Source organism: Stutzerimonas stutzeri (assembly GCF_038561965.1).
GTDB classification, from domain to species: Bacteria; Pseudomonadota; Gammaproteobacteria; order Pseudomonadales; family Pseudomonadaceae; genus Stutzerimonas; species Stutzerimonas stutzeri_AA.
This window is the reverse complement of the sequence record NZ_CP139348.1, coordinates 4,570,233-4,586,485: the sequence shown is the minus strand read 5'-3', so window position 1 is coordinate 4,586,485 and position 16,253 is coordinate 4,570,233. Positions and strand designations below refer to the sequence as shown.

Annotated in this window: 19 protein-coding genes; 15 read left to right on the top strand and 4 right to left on the bottom strand. The window is 63.2% G+C overall.

Annotated elements, in window-relative coordinates; translation table 11 throughout:
* The first annotated feature begins 7 nt into the window (after positions 1–7).
* The 15 genes from fliF (at position 8) to SM130_RS21135 (ending at position 12,674) form a co-directional block, all read left to right on the top strand.
* Positions 8–1,684 carry a flagellar basal-body MS-ring/collar protein FliF gene (gene fliF, locus SM130_RS21205; protein ID WP_102826589.1) on the top strand — a complete coding sequence of 559 codons (1,677 nt, stop codon included), beginning with the start codon at positions 8–10 and terminating at the stop codon, positions 1,682–1,684.
* Positions 1,656–2,723, top strand: coding sequence for a FliG C-terminal domain-containing protein (locus SM130_RS21200; RefSeq protein WP_102826590.1), 1,068 nt, complete (start codon positions 1,656–1,658; stop codon positions 2,721–2,723). The genes fliF and SM130_RS21200 overlap by 29 nt, the downstream gene beginning before the upstream one ends.
* A gap of 1 nt (position 2,724) precedes the next feature.
* Entirely contained in the window at positions 2,725–3,423 is a 699-nt protein-coding gene (fliH, locus tag SM130_RS21195) for a flagellar assembly protein FliH (protein WP_102826591.1), read from the top strand.
* Positions 3,424–3,426: 3 nt separating this feature from the next.
* A complete protein-coding gene (gene fliI / locus SM130_RS21190; protein ID WP_102826592.1) occupies positions 3,427–4,761 on the top strand; it encodes a flagellar protein export ATPase FliI in 1,335 nt (444 codons plus the stop codon).
* The gene (locus tag SM130_RS21185; RefSeq protein WP_058063377.1) at positions 4,758–5,183 is read left to right on the top strand and encodes a flagellar FliJ family protein; all 426 of its coding nucleotides are present in this window, start codon (positions 4,758–4,760) and stop codon (positions 5,181–5,183) included. The genes fliI and SM130_RS21185 overlap by 4 nt, the downstream gene beginning before the upstream one ends.
* 147 nt (positions 5,184–5,330) lie before the next feature.
* Positions 5,331–5,606 carry a flagellar biosynthesis anti-sigma factor FlgM gene (gene flgM / locus SM130_RS21180; protein WP_015278798.1) on the top strand — a complete coding sequence of 92 codons (276 nt, stop codon included), beginning with the start codon at positions 5,331–5,333 and terminating at the stop codon, positions 5,604–5,606.
* The gene (gene flgN, locus SM130_RS21175; protein ID WP_102826593.1) at positions 5,603–6,043 is read left to right on the top strand and encodes a flagellar protein FlgN; all 441 of its coding nucleotides are present in this window, start codon (positions 5,603–5,605) and stop codon (positions 6,041–6,043) included. Before flgM ends, flgN begins: the two co-directional genes overlap by 4 nt.
* A 465-nt stretch (positions 6,044–6,508) precedes the next feature.
* Positions 6,509–7,783: a flagellar filament capping protein FliD gene (fliD, locus tag SM130_RS21170; RefSeq protein WP_102826594.1), complete on the top strand. Its 1,275-nt coding sequence runs from the start codon at positions 6,509–6,511 to the stop codon at positions 7,781–7,783.
* Entirely contained in the window at positions 7,783–8,178 is a 396-nt protein-coding gene (fliS, locus tag SM130_RS21165; RefSeq protein WP_102826595.1) for a flagellar export chaperone FliS, read from the top strand. Before fliD ends, fliS begins: the two co-directional genes overlap by 1 nt.
* On the top strand, positions 8,162–8,482 hold the full coding sequence (locus tag SM130_RS21160; protein ID WP_102826596.1) for a hypothetical protein: 321 nt from the start codon (positions 8,162–8,164) through the stop codon (positions 8,480–8,482). Before fliS ends, SM130_RS21160 begins: the two co-directional genes overlap by 17 nt.
* Positions 8,482–9,624 (top strand): flagellar hook-length control protein FliK, encoded by a 1,143-nt coding sequence (locus SM130_RS21155; protein ID WP_102826597.1) that lies wholly within the window; start codon positions 8,482–8,484, stop codon positions 9,622–9,624. The genes SM130_RS21160 and SM130_RS21155 overlap by 1 nt, the downstream gene beginning before the upstream one ends.
* A gap of 36 nt (positions 9,625–9,660) precedes the next feature.
* Positions 9,661–10,110, top strand: coding sequence for a flagellar basal body-associated FliL family protein (locus SM130_RS21150; protein WP_102826598.1), 450 nt, complete (start codon positions 9,661–9,663; stop codon positions 10,108–10,110).
* 11 nt (positions 10,111–10,121) lie between these two features.
* The gene (locus SM130_RS21145) at positions 10,122–10,856 is read left to right on the top strand and encodes a FliA/WhiG family RNA polymerase sigma factor (RefSeq protein WP_102826599.1); all 735 of its coding nucleotides are present in this window, start codon (positions 10,122–10,124) and stop codon (positions 10,854–10,856) included.
* Positions 10,857–10,860: 4 nt separating this feature from the next.
* Positions 10,861–11,733, top strand: a complete 873-nt coding sequence (gene motA / locus SM130_RS21140) for a flagellar motor stator protein MotA (RefSeq protein WP_102826600.1) — start codon at positions 10,861–10,863, stop codon at positions 11,731–11,733.
* Positions 11,730–12,674: an OmpA family protein gene (locus SM130_RS21135; RefSeq protein WP_102826601.1), complete on the top strand. Its 945-nt coding sequence runs from the start codon at positions 11,730–11,732 to the stop codon at positions 12,672–12,674. Before motA ends, SM130_RS21135 begins: the two co-directional genes overlap by 4 nt.
* 41 nt (positions 12,675–12,715) lie before the next feature.
* Here the strand turns inward: SM130_RS21135 and SM130_RS21130 are convergent, their stop codons facing one another.
* The 4 genes from SM130_RS21130 to flgA form a co-directional block, all read right to left on the bottom strand.
* The gene (locus tag SM130_RS21130; RefSeq protein ID WP_102826602.1) at positions 12,716–13,198 is read right to left on the bottom strand and encodes a hypothetical protein; all 483 of its coding nucleotides are present in this window, start codon (positions 13,196–13,198) and stop codon (positions 12,716–12,718) included.
* On the bottom strand, positions 13,195–14,022 hold the full coding sequence (locus SM130_RS21125) for a transcriptional regulator (RefSeq protein ID WP_102826603.1): 828 nt from the start codon (positions 14,020–14,022) through the stop codon (positions 13,195–13,197). Before SM130_RS21125 ends, SM130_RS21130 begins: the two co-directional genes overlap by 4 nt.
* 372 nt (positions 14,023–14,394) lie before the next feature.
* The gene (lafA, locus tag SM130_RS21120) at positions 14,395–15,234 is read right to left on the bottom strand and encodes a lateral flagellin LafA (protein WP_102826604.1); all 840 of its coding nucleotides are present in this window, start codon (positions 15,232–15,234) and stop codon (positions 14,395–14,397) included.
* 210 nt (positions 15,235–15,444) lie between these two features.
* Positions 15,445–16,218, bottom strand: coding sequence for a flagellar basal body P-ring formation chaperone FlgA (gene flgA / locus SM130_RS21115; protein WP_102826605.1), 774 nt, complete (start codon positions 16,216–16,218; stop codon positions 15,445–15,447).
* Positions 16,219–16,253 lie beyond the last annotated feature (35 nt).

Here is a 16,253-nt window from a genome sequence, read left to right as displayed (position 1 = left end):
CTAAGACGTGCTGCAGAAACTCAAATCCAGGTTGCCCGCAGGTGGGCTGCAACTCGATCCGCGTGTGACGCTGGCCGGCATGGCGGTCATCGCCGCGGCGCTGGCTGTGGCCGTGGCCTTCTATCTGTGGCGCGACAACGGTTCGTTCCGCCCGCTGCATGGTGCCGGCGAATCGTTCCCCGCCGCCGAGGTGATGCAGGTGCTCGACGGCGAAGCGCTGCAGTACCGCATCCATCCGCAAAGCGGCCAGATCCTGGTCCGCGAGGATCAGTTGGCACAGGCACGGCTGCTGCTCAACGCCAAGGGCGTGAAGGTCGCGCAGCCGGCCGGCTACGAGCTGTTCGACAAGGAAGAGCCGCTGGGCACCAGCCAGTTCGTTCAGGACGTACGCCTCAAGCGCAGCCTGGAAGGCGAGCTGGCGCGCACGGTGATGGCGCTCAAGGGCGTGCAGCATGCGCGGGTGCATCTGGCGCAGGAGGAGAACAGTTCCTTCGTGGTCAGCAAGCGCGCCCCGAGCAAGGCGTCGGTGATGCTGCAGCTGGAACCGGGCTACAAGCTCACCCACGATCAGGTCGGCGCCATCATCAATCTGGTCGCCAACAGCGTGCCCAACCTCAAGCCGGAAGATGTCGGCGTGGTCGACCAGTACGGCGCGCTGCTCTCGCGTGGCTTGAGTGTCGGCGGCGGACCGGCGCAGAACTGGCAGGCGGTTGATGACTATCAGCAGAAGGCGGCCGCCAACATCGAACAGGTGCTGGCGCCGGTGCTGGGCCTGGGCAACTACCGCATCAGCGTCGCCGCCGATATCGACTTCAGCCAGAAGGAAGAAACCTTCCAGTCCTATGGCGAGACGCCGCGGCTGCGCAGTGAGGTACTGCGCAACGAGAGCGCGCTCGATCAGCTGGCCCTGGGCATTCCCGGTTCGCTGGCCAACCGCCCCGTGGCGCCGCCGAAAGAGGGCGAGGAGCCCGCGGCGGGCATAGGCGAAACCAAGGGCGCAACCTCGCTGCGCGAGGAGTCGACTCGCCAGATGGATTACGACCAGAGCGTGGTGCACGTCAAGCACGCCGGCTTCGCGCTGCGTCAGCAGAGCGTTGCGGTAGTGCTCAACTCCGCGGCGGCGCCCGAGGGCGGCTGGACCGACGAGGCACGTGCCGAGATGGAAGCGATGGTGCGCAACGCCGTCGGCTTCAAGCAGGACCGCGGCGATCTGCTGAGCCTCAGCGTGTTGCCCTTCGCCGCCGTGGAGTCGATCGAACAGGTCGTGCCCTGGTGGGAGAACAGCCAGATTCATGCGCTGGCCAAGATCGGCGTTGCCGGGCTGGTCGCCCTGTTGTTGCTGCTGATCGTGGTGCGCCCGGCGGTACGCAACCTGACCCAGCGCAGCGTCGCGGCATTGCCGCAGGCCGAAGGGCTGGAGGGCAGCCTGGTCGAGCCGGGCATACCGGCCGCGCTGGAAGGCGATAGCCGGCCGGCCCTGTCCAGTCCGCGTGAGGCCGGTGGCCCGCACATTTTCGGCGAACTTAACCCGCTCTCGGAAATCCGCCTGCCGGCGCCGGGGTCGGGGCTGGAACTGCAGATCGAGCATTTGCAGATGCTCGCCAAGAACGATCCCGAGCGTGTCTCGGAAGTCATCAAGCATTGGATAGGGCGCAATGAAAGAGACCTCAACCCAGCCGGCTGAAGAAAGCCAGGCGTCGTCCCGCGAGATCAAACCGCGGCCGGTGCAGCTGCGCTCGGTCAGCTCGCTGGACCAGGCGGCAATCCTCATGCTGAGCATGGGTGACGAGATTTCCGCCGGGATCCTGCGCAATTTCTCCCGCGAGGAAATCATCAGCATCAGCCAGGCGATGGCGCGACTGTCCAACGTCAAGCAGCCGATGGTTTCCGATGTGATCAGCCGTTTCTTCGACGATTACAAGGAGCAGAGCAGCATCAAGGGCGCCTCACGTGCCTACCTGTCCGGGATGCTCGGCAAGGCGCTGGGCGGTGACATCACCCGCTCGCTGCTGGACTCGATCTACGGCGAGGAAATCCGCGCCAAGATGGCCAAGATGGAATGGCTCGACCCCAAGCAGTTCGCTGCGCTGATCGCCAAGGAGCACGCGCAGATGCAGGCGGTGTTCCTCGCCTTCCTGCCGCCGGGCATGGCCACCGAGGTACTCGAATGCATGCCGGCCGAGCGTCAGGACGAGCTGCTGTATCGCATCGCCAACCTCTCGGAGGTCAACAGCGACGTGATCGCCGAGCTGGAGCAGCTGATCGACCGCAGCCTCAAGGTGCTCAGCACCCAGGGTTCGCAGGTACGTGGCGTCAAGCAGGCGGCGGACATCATGAACCGCTTCAAGGGCAATCGCGACCAGATGTTCGAGCTGCTACGCGCGCACAACGAAGAGCTGGTCGGCAAGATCGAGGATGAAATGTACGACTTCTTCATCCTCTCGCGGCAGAACCAGGACGTGCTGCAGACCCTGCTGGAAGTGATTCCGCTGGACGAGTGGGTGGTCGCGCTGAAAGGCGCCGAACCGGAGCTGGTCAAGGCCATTCAGGGCGCCATGCCCAAGCGCCAGGCGCAGCAGATGGAATCGATCAACCGGCGTCAGGGCCCGGTGCCGCTGAGCCGTGTCGAGCAGGTGCGCAAGGACATCATGGCCGTGGTGCGCGAGATGTCCGCCGATGGCGAGCTGCAGGTGCAGCTGTTCCGCGAACAGACGGTGGAATGACATGACGGTCAAGGTGATCAAGGGTGCCGACCGCAGCTGGCGGCCGTTCCGCTTTCCGCCAAGGGTGAAGACCCCGGCACAGGCCGCGGCTGGTTTCGCCGGCGACCCGGCAGCACTGCAGCGCGCGGTGGCCGATGGCTTTCAGGAAGGCATCGACAAGGGCTACCGCGAAGGCCTGGAGCAGGGCCGCGAAGCGGGGCATCGCGAAGGCTTCCAGCGTGGCGTCGAAGATGGCAAGGCGCTGGGCCTGGAAGAGGGCCGCCAGCAGGGCCGCCGCGCGTTCGACGAGGCCGGTCGCCCGCTGGACCGCCTGATCGAGGCATTCGAAGGCTTTCGTCAGGAATACGAGCAGGCGCGCCGCGAGGAGCTGCTGGAGCTGGTGCAGAAGGTCGCACGGCAGGTGATTCGCTGTGAGCTGACCCTGCATCCGACCCAGTTGCTGACCCTGGCCGAGGAGGCGCTCAACGCCATGCCGGGAGACCAAGAAGAGGTGCGTATCCACCTCAATCCGGAAGAGTGCGCGCGTATTCGCGAGCTGGCGCCCGAGCGGGCCGGCGCCTGGCGCCTGGTGCCGGACGACAAGCTGGCGCTCGGCGAGTGCCGCGTGCTGACGGCGCAGGCCGAAGCTGATATCGGCTGCCAGCAACGCCTGGACTCGTGCATGGAAACCCTCGCCGAACACATCACGGCGCAGGGCTGACCGATGGCCCTGCGCGACAGCTTCCGCCTCGACGAGGCCCTGCGCTCGCTGGACAACGTGCAGTTGGCCAAGGTCAGCGGGCGGTTGGTGCGTGTCTCCGGCATGCTGCTGGAAAGCCTCGGCTGCCAGCGCATGACCGGTCAACGCTGCTATGTCGAGCAGGGCGACGGCAGCATGCTGGAAGCGCAGGTGGTGGGCTTCAATCGCGATATCACCTACCTGATGCCGTTCAAGAAACCGGTCGGTCTGACGGCCGGTTCGCGGGTATTCCCGGCGCCGGATGACGCCAAGCTGCACATCGATGAGTCCTGGCTGGGGCGTGTGGTCAACGGCCTCGGCGAACCGCTGGACGAACTGGGCAAGCTCGGCGGGCGCGACCCGTTGCCGACCGAGCTGCCCTCGGTCAATCCGCTCAAGCGCAAGCCGGTCAGCGAAGCGCTGGATGTCGGCGTGCGCGCGATCAATGCCACCCTGACCCTGGGCAAGGGCCAGCGCGTCGGCCTGTTCGCCGGCTCCGGCGTCGGCAAGAGCGTGCTGCTGGGCATGATTACCCGGCAGACCAAGGCCGATGTGGTGGTGGTCGGGCTGATCGGCGAGCGTGGCCGCGAGGTGCAGGAATTCCTCCTGCATTCGCTCGGCGAGGAGGGCCTGAAGAAGGCCGTGGTGGTGGTCGCGCCGGCCAACGAATCGCCGCTGATGCGCCTGAAGGCCACCGAACTCTGTCACAGCATCGCCGCCTACTTCCGCGACCAGGGCCACGACGTGCTGCTGCTGGTCGATTCGCTGACCCGCTATGCCATGGCCCAGCGCGAAATCGCCCTGGCCCTCGGCGAGCCGCCGGCGACCAAGGGCTACCCGCCATCGGTGTTCGGCATGCTGCCGGAGCTGGTGGAGAGTGCCGGCAATGGTGCCAGCGACAACGGCAGTCTCAGCGCCATCTATACGGTACTGGCTGAAGGCGACGACCAGCAGGATCCCATCGTCGACTGCGCGCGGGCGATTCTCGACGGCCACATCGTGCTCTCGCGGCGCCTGGCCGAAGCCGGACATTACCCGGCCATCGACGTGTGCGCCTCGGTCAGCCGCTGCATGAGCCAGGTCGGACAGCCGGCGCACCTGGGCGCGGCGCGCCAGCTCAAGGAGTGCTACAGCACCTTCGAGAAGATCAAGGAGCTTATCCCGCTCGGTGGCTACACGCCGGGCGCCGACATCAAGACCGATCGCGCGGTGCAGCTGGCGCCGACCATCGAGCGCTTCCTGCGTCAGGACGTCGGCGAGGCCGCCGAGCTGGAAGCCAGCGTTGCCACCTTGCAGAACATCCTCGGGAAACCGCGATGAAACAGCAGATCGAGACCCTCGGCCGCCTGGCCAGCCTGCGCAGCCACCGTGTGCGGCAGATGCTCGGCCGCGTGCAGTACCAGCAGAACCTTTGCCAGCGCTACCGCAACAACATCACCGGCCTGAGCCGCCTGTGCGGCTTTTCCGTGCCGATGAGCACACCACTGCAGCGCGACAACCAGCAGCGTTACAAGGCCACCCTGTACAAGATGGTGGAGCTGCAGCGCCGTGAGTTGGCGGTTGCCGAGCAGGCGCTGGAGCGTATTCAGCGCGAGCTGCTGCAGGCCATGCGCAGCGAGAAAGTGGTCGAGCACATGATCGATGACAAGATGCAGCAATGGCAGCAGCTGCTTGCGCAGCAGGAGCAGAAGATCCAGGACGGCCTGGCCGCGCAGAGCTGGTGGCGTAATCGAATGGCCTGAGTTTTTGCGATGGGGCTGGGTAAGGGGCAGAATCGACCGGCGCAGCAACGTCGGACGCACCGTCCATCCGTGCCCTGCAGAATAGATTTAAGGTTTTCGCCCAAGCGGTCGCCTCTTTGGCTGTAACCACCGAGTTGGAACGCAATCATGGAAATCAGCCGGCATTTCAAGCCCGCCCTGACACCGGCCGCCGAGGCCAGCACCAATCGCCAGCCCGCTGCACGCCCTGCGGCTGAAGCGCTGGTGCGCCAACCTGCCAGCCTTCCGCTGGAGCAGATGCATGACGCCCTGCGCGCTATGCCGGAAATCGACCTCGACCGGGTTGCGGCGATCAAGCAGGCCCTGCAGCGCGGTGAGATCTCCAGCGATCCCGCCGAGCTGGCCGGCAGCATGCTCGCCTACCACCGCGGAAGCGATGCGTGAACCAGCGCGACAAGCTGCTTGCGGTCGTCGCCAGCGACCTTGTGCAGGATTGCGAGGATTACCTGGCCCTGCGCGATCTGATGCAGGCGCTCTACGCATTCCTGCTCGAGCGTGACAGTGTAGAGATTGATCGACTCAATCTGCAGATCACCACGCGCGTCGAAACCATCGGCATGCGGGCCCAGCGCCGGGCCAAGGTGCTGAGTGCCTTCCGTCTGCAGGCCGATGCCGAGGGCATGCAGCGTCTGCTCGGTTCCTACCCTGCCGAGCAGGCCATGCGCCTTACCCAGTCCTGGCAGCAACTCGGGGCACTGGCCTGTCAGTGCCAGCAGATCAACGAGCGCAACGGCAAGCTGCTGGCCATGCATCACGAGATCCTCGGCCAGCTGCTGGCGGGTAGTCATGATGCGCGGCTCTATCAGCCACAGATGTACTAAGCCCATAGGGCGTAATACGTGATTTGTTCCAACTCTCGTATCCATCACCCGGAGCTGCTGTAGCCCGCTTGCTCCTGAATGCTTGTGGGAGCCGTGCGCGGCCGCCGGTTGGCATGCTGTCCGGCACCTGCCGGCGCCACAGTTGCTGAACGCAACAGACTCCGGATGCTGTTCGCCGAGCGCCCGGGTTGGGCTCCGCACGAGCGCCCGAGGACCATCGGCGAGAGTCTCTCAACCTTCCCGCCGATATTTTGCAATGCGCCTTAAGCGCTCCCCCTCAAACCGTCGCCTTTACCCAGAGATGTTGCGCCGCATAGCCAGGCGGAAACGGCATTTCCCCGTTTCCCCATAAGGCTGCCAGGCGGAAGCGTTTCTTCTGCGTCATGTGGATTAAAACGCTTATAAATCAACCATTTGTGAATTGGCACTCAACTTGCTCTACAGAGCACAGGAAGGGGATCGGTAATGGCGATAGATTCGAATTACATAAAGCAGATGTCGACGCAGCTGGCGACCTACGAAGTTCAGTCTTCGCTGGACCGGCTCAATCGCAACGAAAGCAACTACAAGACTCAGCGTGATGCGCTGAGCAAGTTGCGCACCTCCCTGACGACCTTCAAGTCCGCCGTCTCCGGGTTGAAGACCGGCAAGGCGACCATGCTGGTCAACAGCGCCACCACCAGCCAGGAGGGCTACGTCAGTGCCACGGTCGGTGCCAAGGCGCAGGCCGGCAGCTATCAGTTCTATGTCGAGCAGCTGGCCAGCAAACAGCAGGTGGCGGTGCAGGGGCTAGTCGACGGCAGCCTGAGCGGCACGTTGACGCTCAAGGGGCAGGATTTCGATCTGAGCGGCTACGCCACTCTCGACGACGCGGCCAAGGCCATCAACGCCACTGCCTACCTCGGCGTGCAGGCCACGCTGGTGCGCAGCAATGGCCAGGTCAACCTGGTGCTGACCAGTGCCGAAAGCGGCGCCGCCAATGCGTTCGCTGTTTCATTGAGCCCCGATTCGAGCGGCACGACCACCGATCTGTCAGGCGCGGCCGATGCGCGCATTCGTATGGGTGGCAGCTTCAATGGTGCAGACGGGATCGAGCTGACCAGCTCGAGCAACACCTTCGACAACGTCATCGAGGGCGTCAGCCTGTCGGTCAGCAAGGTGCACAAGGACGGTGATGCGGCTCTGACACTCAACATCGACCAGGACAAGAGTGCCACCAAAGGCAAGGCGCAGAGCTTCGTCGATGCCTTCAACGCCCTGATGACCAGTTTCGATTCACTGACCGCCAGCGGCAGCGACAGCAGCGCCCGCGGTGTGTTGGCGGGCGACTCCAGCGTGCGCGCCATCGAAGGTCGCCTGAATACGCTGCTGCGTACCGATTTCGGCGGCAACAGCCTGATCAATTTTGGTATCAGCGCCGATCGCAACGGCAAGTTGACCATCGACACCGCTCGCTTCGAAGCCGCCGTAGCGAAGGATCCAGCCGGTTTCGAAGCGCTGTTCACCGGCAAGGACAACCTGCTCGACAGCATCGACAAGACCGTCGCCAGCTACACCTCCAGTACCAACGGCATGTTGAAGAACCGCATGGACACCCTGGACATGAACCTGCGGCGCGCCAACGAGCAGTTCGACAAGCTGCAGCAGCAGTACGACAGCCATTACTCCCGCTACCTCAAGCAGTTCACCTCCATGATGCAGACCATGCAGAACATGGAGCAGACCTTCGGAATGTTCTGATGACCTACCTCCCCAACGACAGTTACGACAGCTACCGCGCGGTGGATCTCGAGGCGCGTGCCGCTTCGGCGTCGCCCTATGAGCTGGTGCTGGTGCTGATGGATGGCCTGCTCGACGAGCTGGCCCGCGCGCGCGGCCACATCGAGCACAAGCGCTACCAGCAGAAGGGCGCCTCGCTTGAAAAGTGCATGAACATCCTCAACGGTCTCAATGGCGCGCTGGATGAGGAAGGCGGTGGCGAAGTCGTGCAGGGACTGGCGCGGCTCTACGAGTACTGCATCTACCGCCTGTCCGACGTCAGCGTGACGCTGTCGCTGGAAGGGCTGGACGAGGTGGTGAACCTGCTTGGCACCCTGCGTGAAGGTTGGGAGGGTGTCAGTGCCGCACGCAAGTGATGAGCAGCGCTTGCGGGCGTTGCACGGACGGCTGGCCGCGGCAGTGCAGGCCCAGGACTGGCGCGCTGTTGGCGAGGTCGACCAGGCGATCCGCCAATGCCTCGAACAGCTCCCGCGCGTGCCGCAGGATGAGTCTGTAAAGGCCGCCAGGCAGCAGCTCAAGCGCTTGCACGGGCAGGCGTTAAAGGCGTGTGGCGAGGAGTGCGAGCGCTTGCGCCTGCTGCTGGTGAATCACCTGGAGTACGCCGAAGGGCGTTCGGCCTATCAACGAATCGACATGTACCAGGCGGGAGACGGCAGGTGATGCAGTTGATCTCGGCTTCGGCCCCAGCCGCAGTGGCGGAAGCGTTGACGCAACCGCCGCGTCCGGCCTCGCTAAGCGGTCATGCGGCTGCGCGAGCGGCAGACGGCCAAACCGGCTTCGCCATAGATTTTCGTGCGCGCATGCTGGGTGCAGCCGCGGATCTGGACATGGATACGCTGCCACAGCTCCCGGCGGAGCAGGACCCGCTGTTGCCGTCCGCGCTTGTGGAAATGGTTGCCGAGGCGGGTATCGACGAAGCTGCCGAGCAAGGTCCGGCCGAGCAGTGGCTGCTGGGTATGCTCGATCAGCAGCAGGTGCAGGTTCAGGCACGTGAGGCGGCGGTTCAACTGGGCTGGCCAGTGGCGCCCCAACCATCAGACGCCGCGCCAGATGGCCAGGCCGCCGAGGTCATCGAAGCACAATCGCAGGGCCGGGTGACCCCGTTGCCCGCTGGCCTGCCGGGCCAGCAAGCGACCGAGCAGCTCGCCGACCGGCTGATGCCCGCTGCACCGGTCGTGCGTCCGGCCATCGAGCCCGGTGCAGCGTTGAGCCTGCTGGCCGTCGGTGCAGCAGGAAGCGATCTCGGCGCAGACCTGCCGGTCGAGCAACTGCGGGAACTCGCCAGCATTGATGATGGCAGCCAGTCAGTGCCGCTGTTGTCTGATCGCCCGGCTAGCAGCGTAGCTCAGGGCGCCGAACGCCTGCTCAAGCTGCAAGCACCGGAGGCCAAGTGGGGCGAGCAGATGCTCCACGCGCTGCGCGAACACGTCGAAATCCAACTGCAGCAACGTCAGCAGAGCGCGACCATTCGCCTCGACCCGCCCGAGCTGGGCAGCATGGAGATCCATCTCAGCCATGAGTCCGGTCGCCTCACCGTGCAGCTCAGTGCAGCCCATGCAGATGTGGCGCGCCTGCTGCAGCAGACCAGTGACCGTCTGCGCCAGGAGCTGGTGGCGCAGCACTTCGTACAGGTCAACGTGCAGGTTGGTGCCGACGGCCAGTCGGGCCGTCAGGGTCAGTCGCAGCCAGGGCATCAAGGCGATGCGGTACTCGCCGCAACCACACCGGCGAGCGCAGCCGTGCCAGGGGCTGGAACCGGGCGTTCGGCCGGTCGCGGCAACGATGTACTGGTCACGGTCTGACCGGCTCAACTTCAACTACAGGATTGTGAATTGGTTATGTCGACGCCCCGTCTGGTTCTTCTGATGCTGCTCCTCAATGTCATCACCGTTGCCGGTGGGGTGGGTGCCGCCTACTGGCTGCTCAAGCCCGGCATGGCTGGCGGCGAGGTAGTCGCCGAAACCATCGAGCCGGTGGAGTACCAGTTCTATCCGGTATCCAAGGTCATCGTCAGCCTGCGAGGGGATGGCCGCGAGCGTTATTTCGTGCTCGACCTGGCGTTGCAGGCGCAGGCATCGGACGAGCCGAAGAAGTTCGAGCAAGTCGAGCCGCTGGTGCGCAACTCGGTGGTCAGCTACCTCTCTGGGCTGAAGTTCGCCGACCTGCGCGCCATGCCGATTGGCGAACTGCAGACACGTCTGGAGGAAGCATTGTTCGCCGACTTTGCCAGCAAGAATGCCGTGGTGCCGTTCCGCCATGTCCTGGTCAACAAGATGATCGTTCAATAAAGGCCCGCGCCATGAACGCCACCTGTTCCGTCGACTACTACGCCGCCAGCCCGGCGAGCCCCGCTCTATTCGCTCCGGGCGCCGAACAGCGCTGGCTGATGCAGTATCTGCCACTGGTCAAGCGCATCGTGCGCCAGCTTTCGCTGCAGGCGAATCAGGTGCTCGACCGCGAGGACATGGAGCAGATCGGCATGATCGGGCTGCTTGAAGGCCTGCGCCGCTACGGCGAACCGGACGAGCAGTTCGGCCGCTTCGCCGCCTTGCGCATCCGCGGCGCCATTCTCGATGAGCTGCGCCGTCAGGACTGGCGGCCACGTCAGGTCAGACAGCAGGCGCACAAGGTGCGCGACGCAATTCGCGAGCTCACCCGTCAGCTCGGCCACAGCCCCAGCGACGAGGAGATCAAGGCATTCACCGGGCTGAATGAAAAGGATTACCAGGCCTTCCTCTGGGCCGACTCGTCCGAAGCCATCGAGAGCCTCGATGAGCTGTTGCAGAGCGGCCATGAACATTTCCCCGACACTGCCGAGCTGTTCGAGGAGCGTTTGATCAAGGAGCGCCTGCTTGCACAGGCGCTGGCGCGGCTGGACGAGCGCGAACGGCTGGTGCTCACGCTGTACTACCAGCACGAACTGAGCCTGAAAGAAATTGCCCTGGTGCTGGAAGTCAGCGATGCCCGGGTCTGTCAGTTGAGCAAACAGGCAATCGGCAAGGCCTGCCGATTCCTAACCGAGAGAAGTCAGTAACGTCATGCAGAAAGTAATAGGTGCGTTCATCATCATCGGTTGCGTGCTGGGCGGCTACGCCATGGCCAACGGCGACATGCGCATGCTCTGGCAGCCGGCCGAGGTCGTCATCATTGTCGGCGCGGCACTCGGTAGCCTGGTCGTGGGTAACCCGAAAGAAGTGCTGATCGAGATGCTGCATCAGATCAAGGGCGTTTTCGCCTACCAGCGCCGCGGCGAGGAATTCCAGCGCCAGTTGCTGATGCTGCTTTATGAACTGCTGGAGATGGTCGACGTGGGCGGCCTCAAGGTGCTCGATTCGCACATCGAGGAGCCTGACCAGAGCGACCTGTTCCTGCGCTATCCGCTGATCCTTCAGGAAAAGAACCTGATGGCCTTCATCGCCGACAACTTCCGCCTGATGGCCATGGGCAAGATCACGGCCCATGAGCTGGAAGGCTTCCTCGAGCAGGAACTCGAAGCCATGGAACACGCCCTGCTGCAGCCGGCGCGTTCGCTGCACAAGATCGGTGAAGCGATGCCGGGTTTCGGGATTCTCGCGGCGATCATGGGCATCATCATCACCATGGGCAGCATCGGCGGCAGCGTCGCGGAAATTGGCGCTCATGTGGCTGCGGCGCTGGTCGGCACCTTTCTCGGCATCTTCTTCTGCTACTGCCTGATGGAGCCTCTCTCCAATGCCATGAGCCAGCGCATCAAGACCGAGCTGTCGGCGCTCGAATGCGTACGCACCACGCTGGTCGCCCATGTTGCCGGCAAGCCCACGCTGCTGGCGGTGGACGCCGGCCGCAAGCTGATCGAGCAGGACGTCAAGCCCGCTTTCCGCCAGCTGGAAAAATGGGTCACCCAGTATGAGGAAGAAAGGGACGCCGCATGAGAAGCAGAGGCAAGGGCGGCGCAGGCGGCGAGCACGAGATCATCATCAAGCGTCGCGGCAAGAAGGGCCACGACGACGAACATGGCGGTGCCTGGAAGGTGGCCTTCGCCGACTTCACCCTGGCGATGATGGCGTTGTTCATGGTGCTGTGGATCATTCAGCCGCAGATGAACCTGACCAATCCGGCTTTCGGTGAGCAGGAGAGCAATCCGCTGGTCGATGGCGGTGCCGGGATCTTCGATGGCACCAGCACCTCGCCGCTGGAACTCGATGGCGTGCCGGTGCGACAGGCGCGGGATGAGGATGAGCCAGAGCGTCAGCGTGTCGAGACTGCGGGAAGGGAGGGCGAAACATCCGAGGTCGGCAGCCGCCGCTATGCTTCGACGGCCGAGCTGCAGGCGTTGGCGGCACTGATGCAGGAGGTTGCCGGGCAGGTTGATGCCTTGGCGAACCTGGAAGTCGACGTGGTGCCGCAGGGGCTGCGTATCCTGATCAAGGATGACCAGCAACGCTTCATGTTCCAGCGCGGCAGCGCCGTGCTCAATCCGCATTTCGCGCGGCTGCTCGGTGTGCTGGCTGGCGTGCTGGCCAAGGTCGAGAACAAGTTGATCATCAGCGGCCACACCGATGCCACGCCGTACCGGCTGCAATCAGGCTATGACAACTGGAATCTGTCCGGTGACCGCGCCTTGCGTGCGCGCAACGTGCTGGTGGGTGCCGGCTTGCCGAGTCGGTCGGTATTGCAGGTTACCGCGCAGGCGGACGTCATGCCCCTGCGCCCTGATACGCCGGAAGACGGTGCCAACAGACGGGTGGAAATCCTTTTGCTGACCGATTCGGCGGAGTCGCTATACAAGGAGCTGTTCGGCGACAGCTACGGCAAGGTGCGTTTCTCCGAGAAGGGCGCCAGCTACAGCGGCCCGGATGGCGCCGGGATTTGATCATCGCACGCGGCGCACGGCTGCCCGTGCGCTGCTTGGTGTCAGCGATGAGCAACCAGATGATCGGCGCAGTAGACCTGTTGTGTTTCGATGCCATAGAGGCAGGCGCCCACCTGCTCCAGGGTGATGCGTGCACCTTTGTGTTTGCCATAGAACAGATTGAAGATCAGCTCGTCATCCAGTTCGCTGGCAGCGCTTAAGCCGCTGATCTCGCCTTGCTCAACGATCAGTCGCGCACGACCGAGAAAATCGGTTTCGACCCGGCCGGACGCTTCGGCGATGGCTTCGCTGTTGCGTGTCATGGAATAGAAGCGACCGTCGGTGAACACCACGCTCTGGCTGACCGGAGACAGCTGACCATTGCTAAGCAGTACCTGGCCAGTCGAGGAATATCGTCCGTCGAGGTTGGCGCTGTAGTTGGTGGTCGTGCCCATCGCAACGAAGGCCCATAGCGCCAATGCAGTCGGCACCATCACGCGCAGCATGCGTTTGCTCGCCGTGCCGGTCTCGAAAGAGGAATTCATCGCAGACACCCTTGCAGTGTTTCGTTCGGAATCGCGTTCACTTGGCTACGGTGAACCTTCAGCCAGTTGATCCGGCCATCGTTTTGCAGGCAGCGCAGCTCGTAGAAGCCTGGGGACATGTTCACGATCAGGCGACCCGGACGCGAACTCATGCCGGCAACGCTGGCCACCAGCAGGCGGGTCTCCTGCATCATCTTGTCCAGCATCTGCTGGCTCTTTTCCACGTACAGCACTTCGAGCTGGCCGATGGAATGGGTGTAGGTCAGCGAACCCTTGGGCGCATGCATGAAGCGATACCCCAAAGCGACGATCCCCAGCAGTAGCGCTACAGCAGTCCCGAGCATCGTCGGCGCGAGCCAAGTAGAGCGCCGCGGTGCCTGATGTGGGAGCGGCAGTGCCGTCGTAGGCTGTTCGGCGTGTATCGGAGCAGGTTGCAGCGGGGCATTCTCGACGCTGACGAGGTAGTTCGGGTTGAACAGGTAGCCCCGGCGCGGCAGGGTCTGGATGATCTGGCTGTCAGCATCGCCCAGCACCTGGCGCAGGGTGTAGATCTGCTGGTTCAGGCTGCCCTGACCAACCACACGTTCCTGCCACGCGTAGCTCAGCAGTTCCTCGCGCGAAACGACCTCGCCGGGCACTTGCAGCAGGCGTTCCAGAACCCGACTACCGGAAAATCCAAGGTCTACTTTTTCTACCGCATCGCCGGTGGAAAGCGACAGCTGATAGAGGGAGCGATCGAAGCGAACCAGGCAGCCTTCGCGACCACTCTTCAGGAGCGGACAGACAGTGCCATCGGTGGCCTTCATGGTCAGAGATGAAGTCATGGTGCCCTGAGAAGCGGATGGTATTAGTGTGATAGCGAGCAATAGTAAAACGCGAACCAGTAGGCAGTATGTTGACGCCGTTTTTTTGAACTTACAAGAGAACTAATCAGGCTCATAGCTGTCGTCTATGATGGCCATGTGACATCTTTAGGTGCTTTTTCGACCTGGTAGTCACTATTGAAAGTCGCTGGAGGTCGCGTCGTGCGCGGCTTTGGAGGGGAGCGCTAGTGCGTTTTTTGGGGTTTTGATCGGTAATAGCCATTAGTCGGATGGCGGTGTTTCTAACGCACGAACAAAAACGCCCCGAACCAGTCGGGGCGTTTTTCATTGCAGCGAGTCAGGTCGGCCATGTGCTGGCCGACCCAGCGATCATCAGCCCAGGAGGCCCATGACCATGCCTGGCATCTGGCCGGCTTGCTTGAGCATGGAGATGCCCGACTGCATGAGCATGGAATTCTTGCTCATGTTGGCGCTTTCTACTGCGAAGTCAGCATCCATGATCCGGCCCTTGGCCATCTCGGTGTTGTCCTTCATGTTGGCCAGGTTGTTGTTGGTGTGGTTCAGGCGGTTGATGTTGGCACCGAGGGTGGCGCGCATGCTGCCGACCGCATCGAGAGCAGTTTCCAGCTCATCTATGGCGCTGCCGGCATTAGTGGCGTCGTCGAGGGCTTCTGCCTTGACGGTGGTGATGGCGGTGGTGACGGCTGTCAGGCTAGTGCTGGCGTTGAGCTCCATAGTTTCGGCACTGCTGGCACCGATCTGGAATGTGATGGCCGCGGTGAATTTGCCACCTGCGGCGAACAGGGCCTCGCCAGCGTACTTGGTGTTGTCGACAATGTTCGTTAGTTCTTTGCCCAGCTCGTCGAATTCGGCCTTCAGGGAGGTACGGTCGTCGTCGCTGTTAGTGTCGTTCGCAGCCTGAGTGGCCAGATCCTTCATGCGCTGCATGATGTCAGTCATCTCGCTGAACGCGCCTTCGGCAGTCTGCAGCATGGAGATGGCGTCGCCAGTGTTGCGCATGGCAACACCCATGCCACGGCTCTGTGCGTTCAGGCGAGTGGCAATCTGCAGGCCGGCAGCGTCGTCGGCGGCGCTGTTGATGCGCAGACCAGTGCCCAGGCGCTGCTGGTTGGTGGCCAGTGCGTTGTTGGACTTGTTCAGTGCGGTGTTGGTGGTCAGGGCGGAGTAGTTAGTGTGAATGGACAGAGCCATGGTGATCATCCTTCGTGCGATTGGGCTGTTAGGAGCTGGCTTGACTGCCTGCTGAAAGGGTAAGGCGACAGCACCTGGCGAAGGATTAAATCCTGACGTCAAAATTTTTCGATGTGGCGTTTGCATTTGGAATGCGTAGGGCCGGGCCTGCTCACGTCGGGCCTGTGCGATCAGGAAGAGTTCGCCGATGGGGCGCATACAGCGTCACGGCTAGAACGTACTGGTCACCACGCCATCTTCCACCACCTGCGCATCGATCACCTTGCCGCTGCGTACGTTGCGTACCCGGATCACCTCACCCGGCTGGCCATCGCTCAGTGCCTCGCCACTGGTGGATGCCTCGATGCCGTCCTGGCTGGCGACGATCTTTACCGGCTGGCCGCGCTTGACGGCCAGTGGCTGCGCCAGCAGCGATGGGGTAAGTGTCTGGCCGGCGCGGATGCGTCGTTTCGCGGCCATGCCCTGCACCTCTTCCAGGCGATTGAAATAACCGCGCTGGGCCTTGCCGATATTGATCGGCTCGAGCTTGAGGTCGTCCCGCCCGATCGTCTGCCCGCGTTCGATGATGCCCTGGGCATGCACCGCCGGCAGCCACACGCTGGTTTGACTGGTGACTTCCAGCGTCCAGCCATTCGCTTGCGCACAACGGATGGTCAGGCGCTGACGATCGAGCAGCGACTGGCTGCCGCCTGTTTCGCGAATCTGGAGCGGCTCGCCGCATTCGGGCAGTCGCGCGGCGCTGGCCGGCAGGCTGGTGTCGTGGGTCAGGCGGGCGCCCTGCCAGTCCTGCCGCTTCGCTTCGCGCTGCAGCGCAGCGTGCAGGTGCTGGTCCACGGCCTGACGGATCTGTAGATCGGCACCGCCTTGTGCGCAGGCCAGCCCTGGCAACAACAGCAGGATCGCCCAGGCGGAAGTGCGTTTTCCGCTTCCGTCGTCACGCTGCGCTCGATGCGGAAGCAGGGTGTTGAGGATGCGCCGTTGCATTGCGTTTTTATTGATTGAAAACAACGAGTTACCTA

What these genes read in the sequence shown, in the direction of transcription:
- SM130_RS21125 (WP_102826603.1), bottom strand. Translation starts at nt 14,022, where the DNA reads ATGACTTCATCTCTGACCATGAAGGCCACCGATGGCACTGTCTGTCCG.
- fliS (WP_102826595.1), top strand. Translation starts at nt 7,783, where the DNA reads ATGACCTACCTCCCCAACGACAGTTACGACAGCTACCGCGCGGTGGAT.
- lafA (WP_102826604.1), bottom strand. Translation starts at nt 15,234, where the DNA reads ATGGCTCTGTCCATTCACACTAACTACTCCGCCCTGACCACCAACACC.
- fliH (WP_102826591.1), top strand. Translation starts at nt 2,725, where the DNA reads ATGACGGTCAAGGTGATCAAGGGTGCCGACCGCAGCTGGCGGCCGTTC.
- fliI (WP_102826592.1), top strand. Translation starts at nt 3,427, where the DNA reads ATGGCCCTGCGCGACAGCTTCCGCCTCGACGAGGCCCTGCGCTCGCTG.
- flgA (WP_102826605.1), bottom strand. Translation starts at nt 16,218, where the DNA reads ATGCAACGGCGCATCCTCAACACCCTGCTTCCGCATCGAGCGCAGCGT.
- fliD (WP_102826594.1), top strand. Translation starts at nt 6,509, where the DNA reads ATGGCGATAGATTCGAATTACATAAAGCAGATGTCGACGCAGCTGGCG.
- flgM (WP_015278798.1), top strand. Translation starts at nt 5,331, where the DNA reads ATGGAAATCAGCCGGCATTTCAAGCCCGCCCTGACACCGGCCGCCGAG.
- SM130_RS21135 (WP_102826601.1), top strand. Translation starts at nt 11,730, where the DNA reads ATGAGAAGCAGAGGCAAGGGCGGCGCAGGCGGCGAGCACGAGATCATC.
- SM130_RS21185 (WP_058063377.1), top strand. Translation starts at nt 4,758, where the DNA reads ATGAAACAGCAGATCGAGACCCTCGGCCGCCTGGCCAGCCTGCGCAGC.
- SM130_RS21150 (WP_102826598.1), top strand. Translation starts at nt 9,661, where the DNA reads ATGTCGACGCCCCGTCTGGTTCTTCTGATGCTGCTCCTCAATGTCATC.
- SM130_RS21200 (WP_102826590.1), top strand. Translation starts at nt 1,656, where the DNA reads ATGAAAGAGACCTCAACCCAGCCGGCTGAAGAAAGCCAGGCGTCGTCC.
- SM130_RS21130 (WP_102826602.1), bottom strand. Translation starts at nt 13,198, where the DNA reads ATGAATTCCTCTTTCGAGACCGGCACGGCGAGCAAACGCATGCTGCGC.
- SM130_RS21145 (WP_102826599.1), top strand. Translation starts at nt 10,122, where the DNA reads ATGAACGCCACCTGTTCCGTCGACTACTACGCCGCCAGCCCGGCGAGC.
- motA (WP_102826600.1), top strand. Translation starts at nt 10,861, where the DNA reads ATGCAGAAAGTAATAGGTGCGTTCATCATCATCGGTTGCGTGCTGGGC.
- SM130_RS21155 (WP_102826597.1), top strand. Translation starts at nt 8,482, where the DNA reads ATGCAGTTGATCTCGGCTTCGGCCCCAGCCGCAGTGGCGGAAGCGTTG.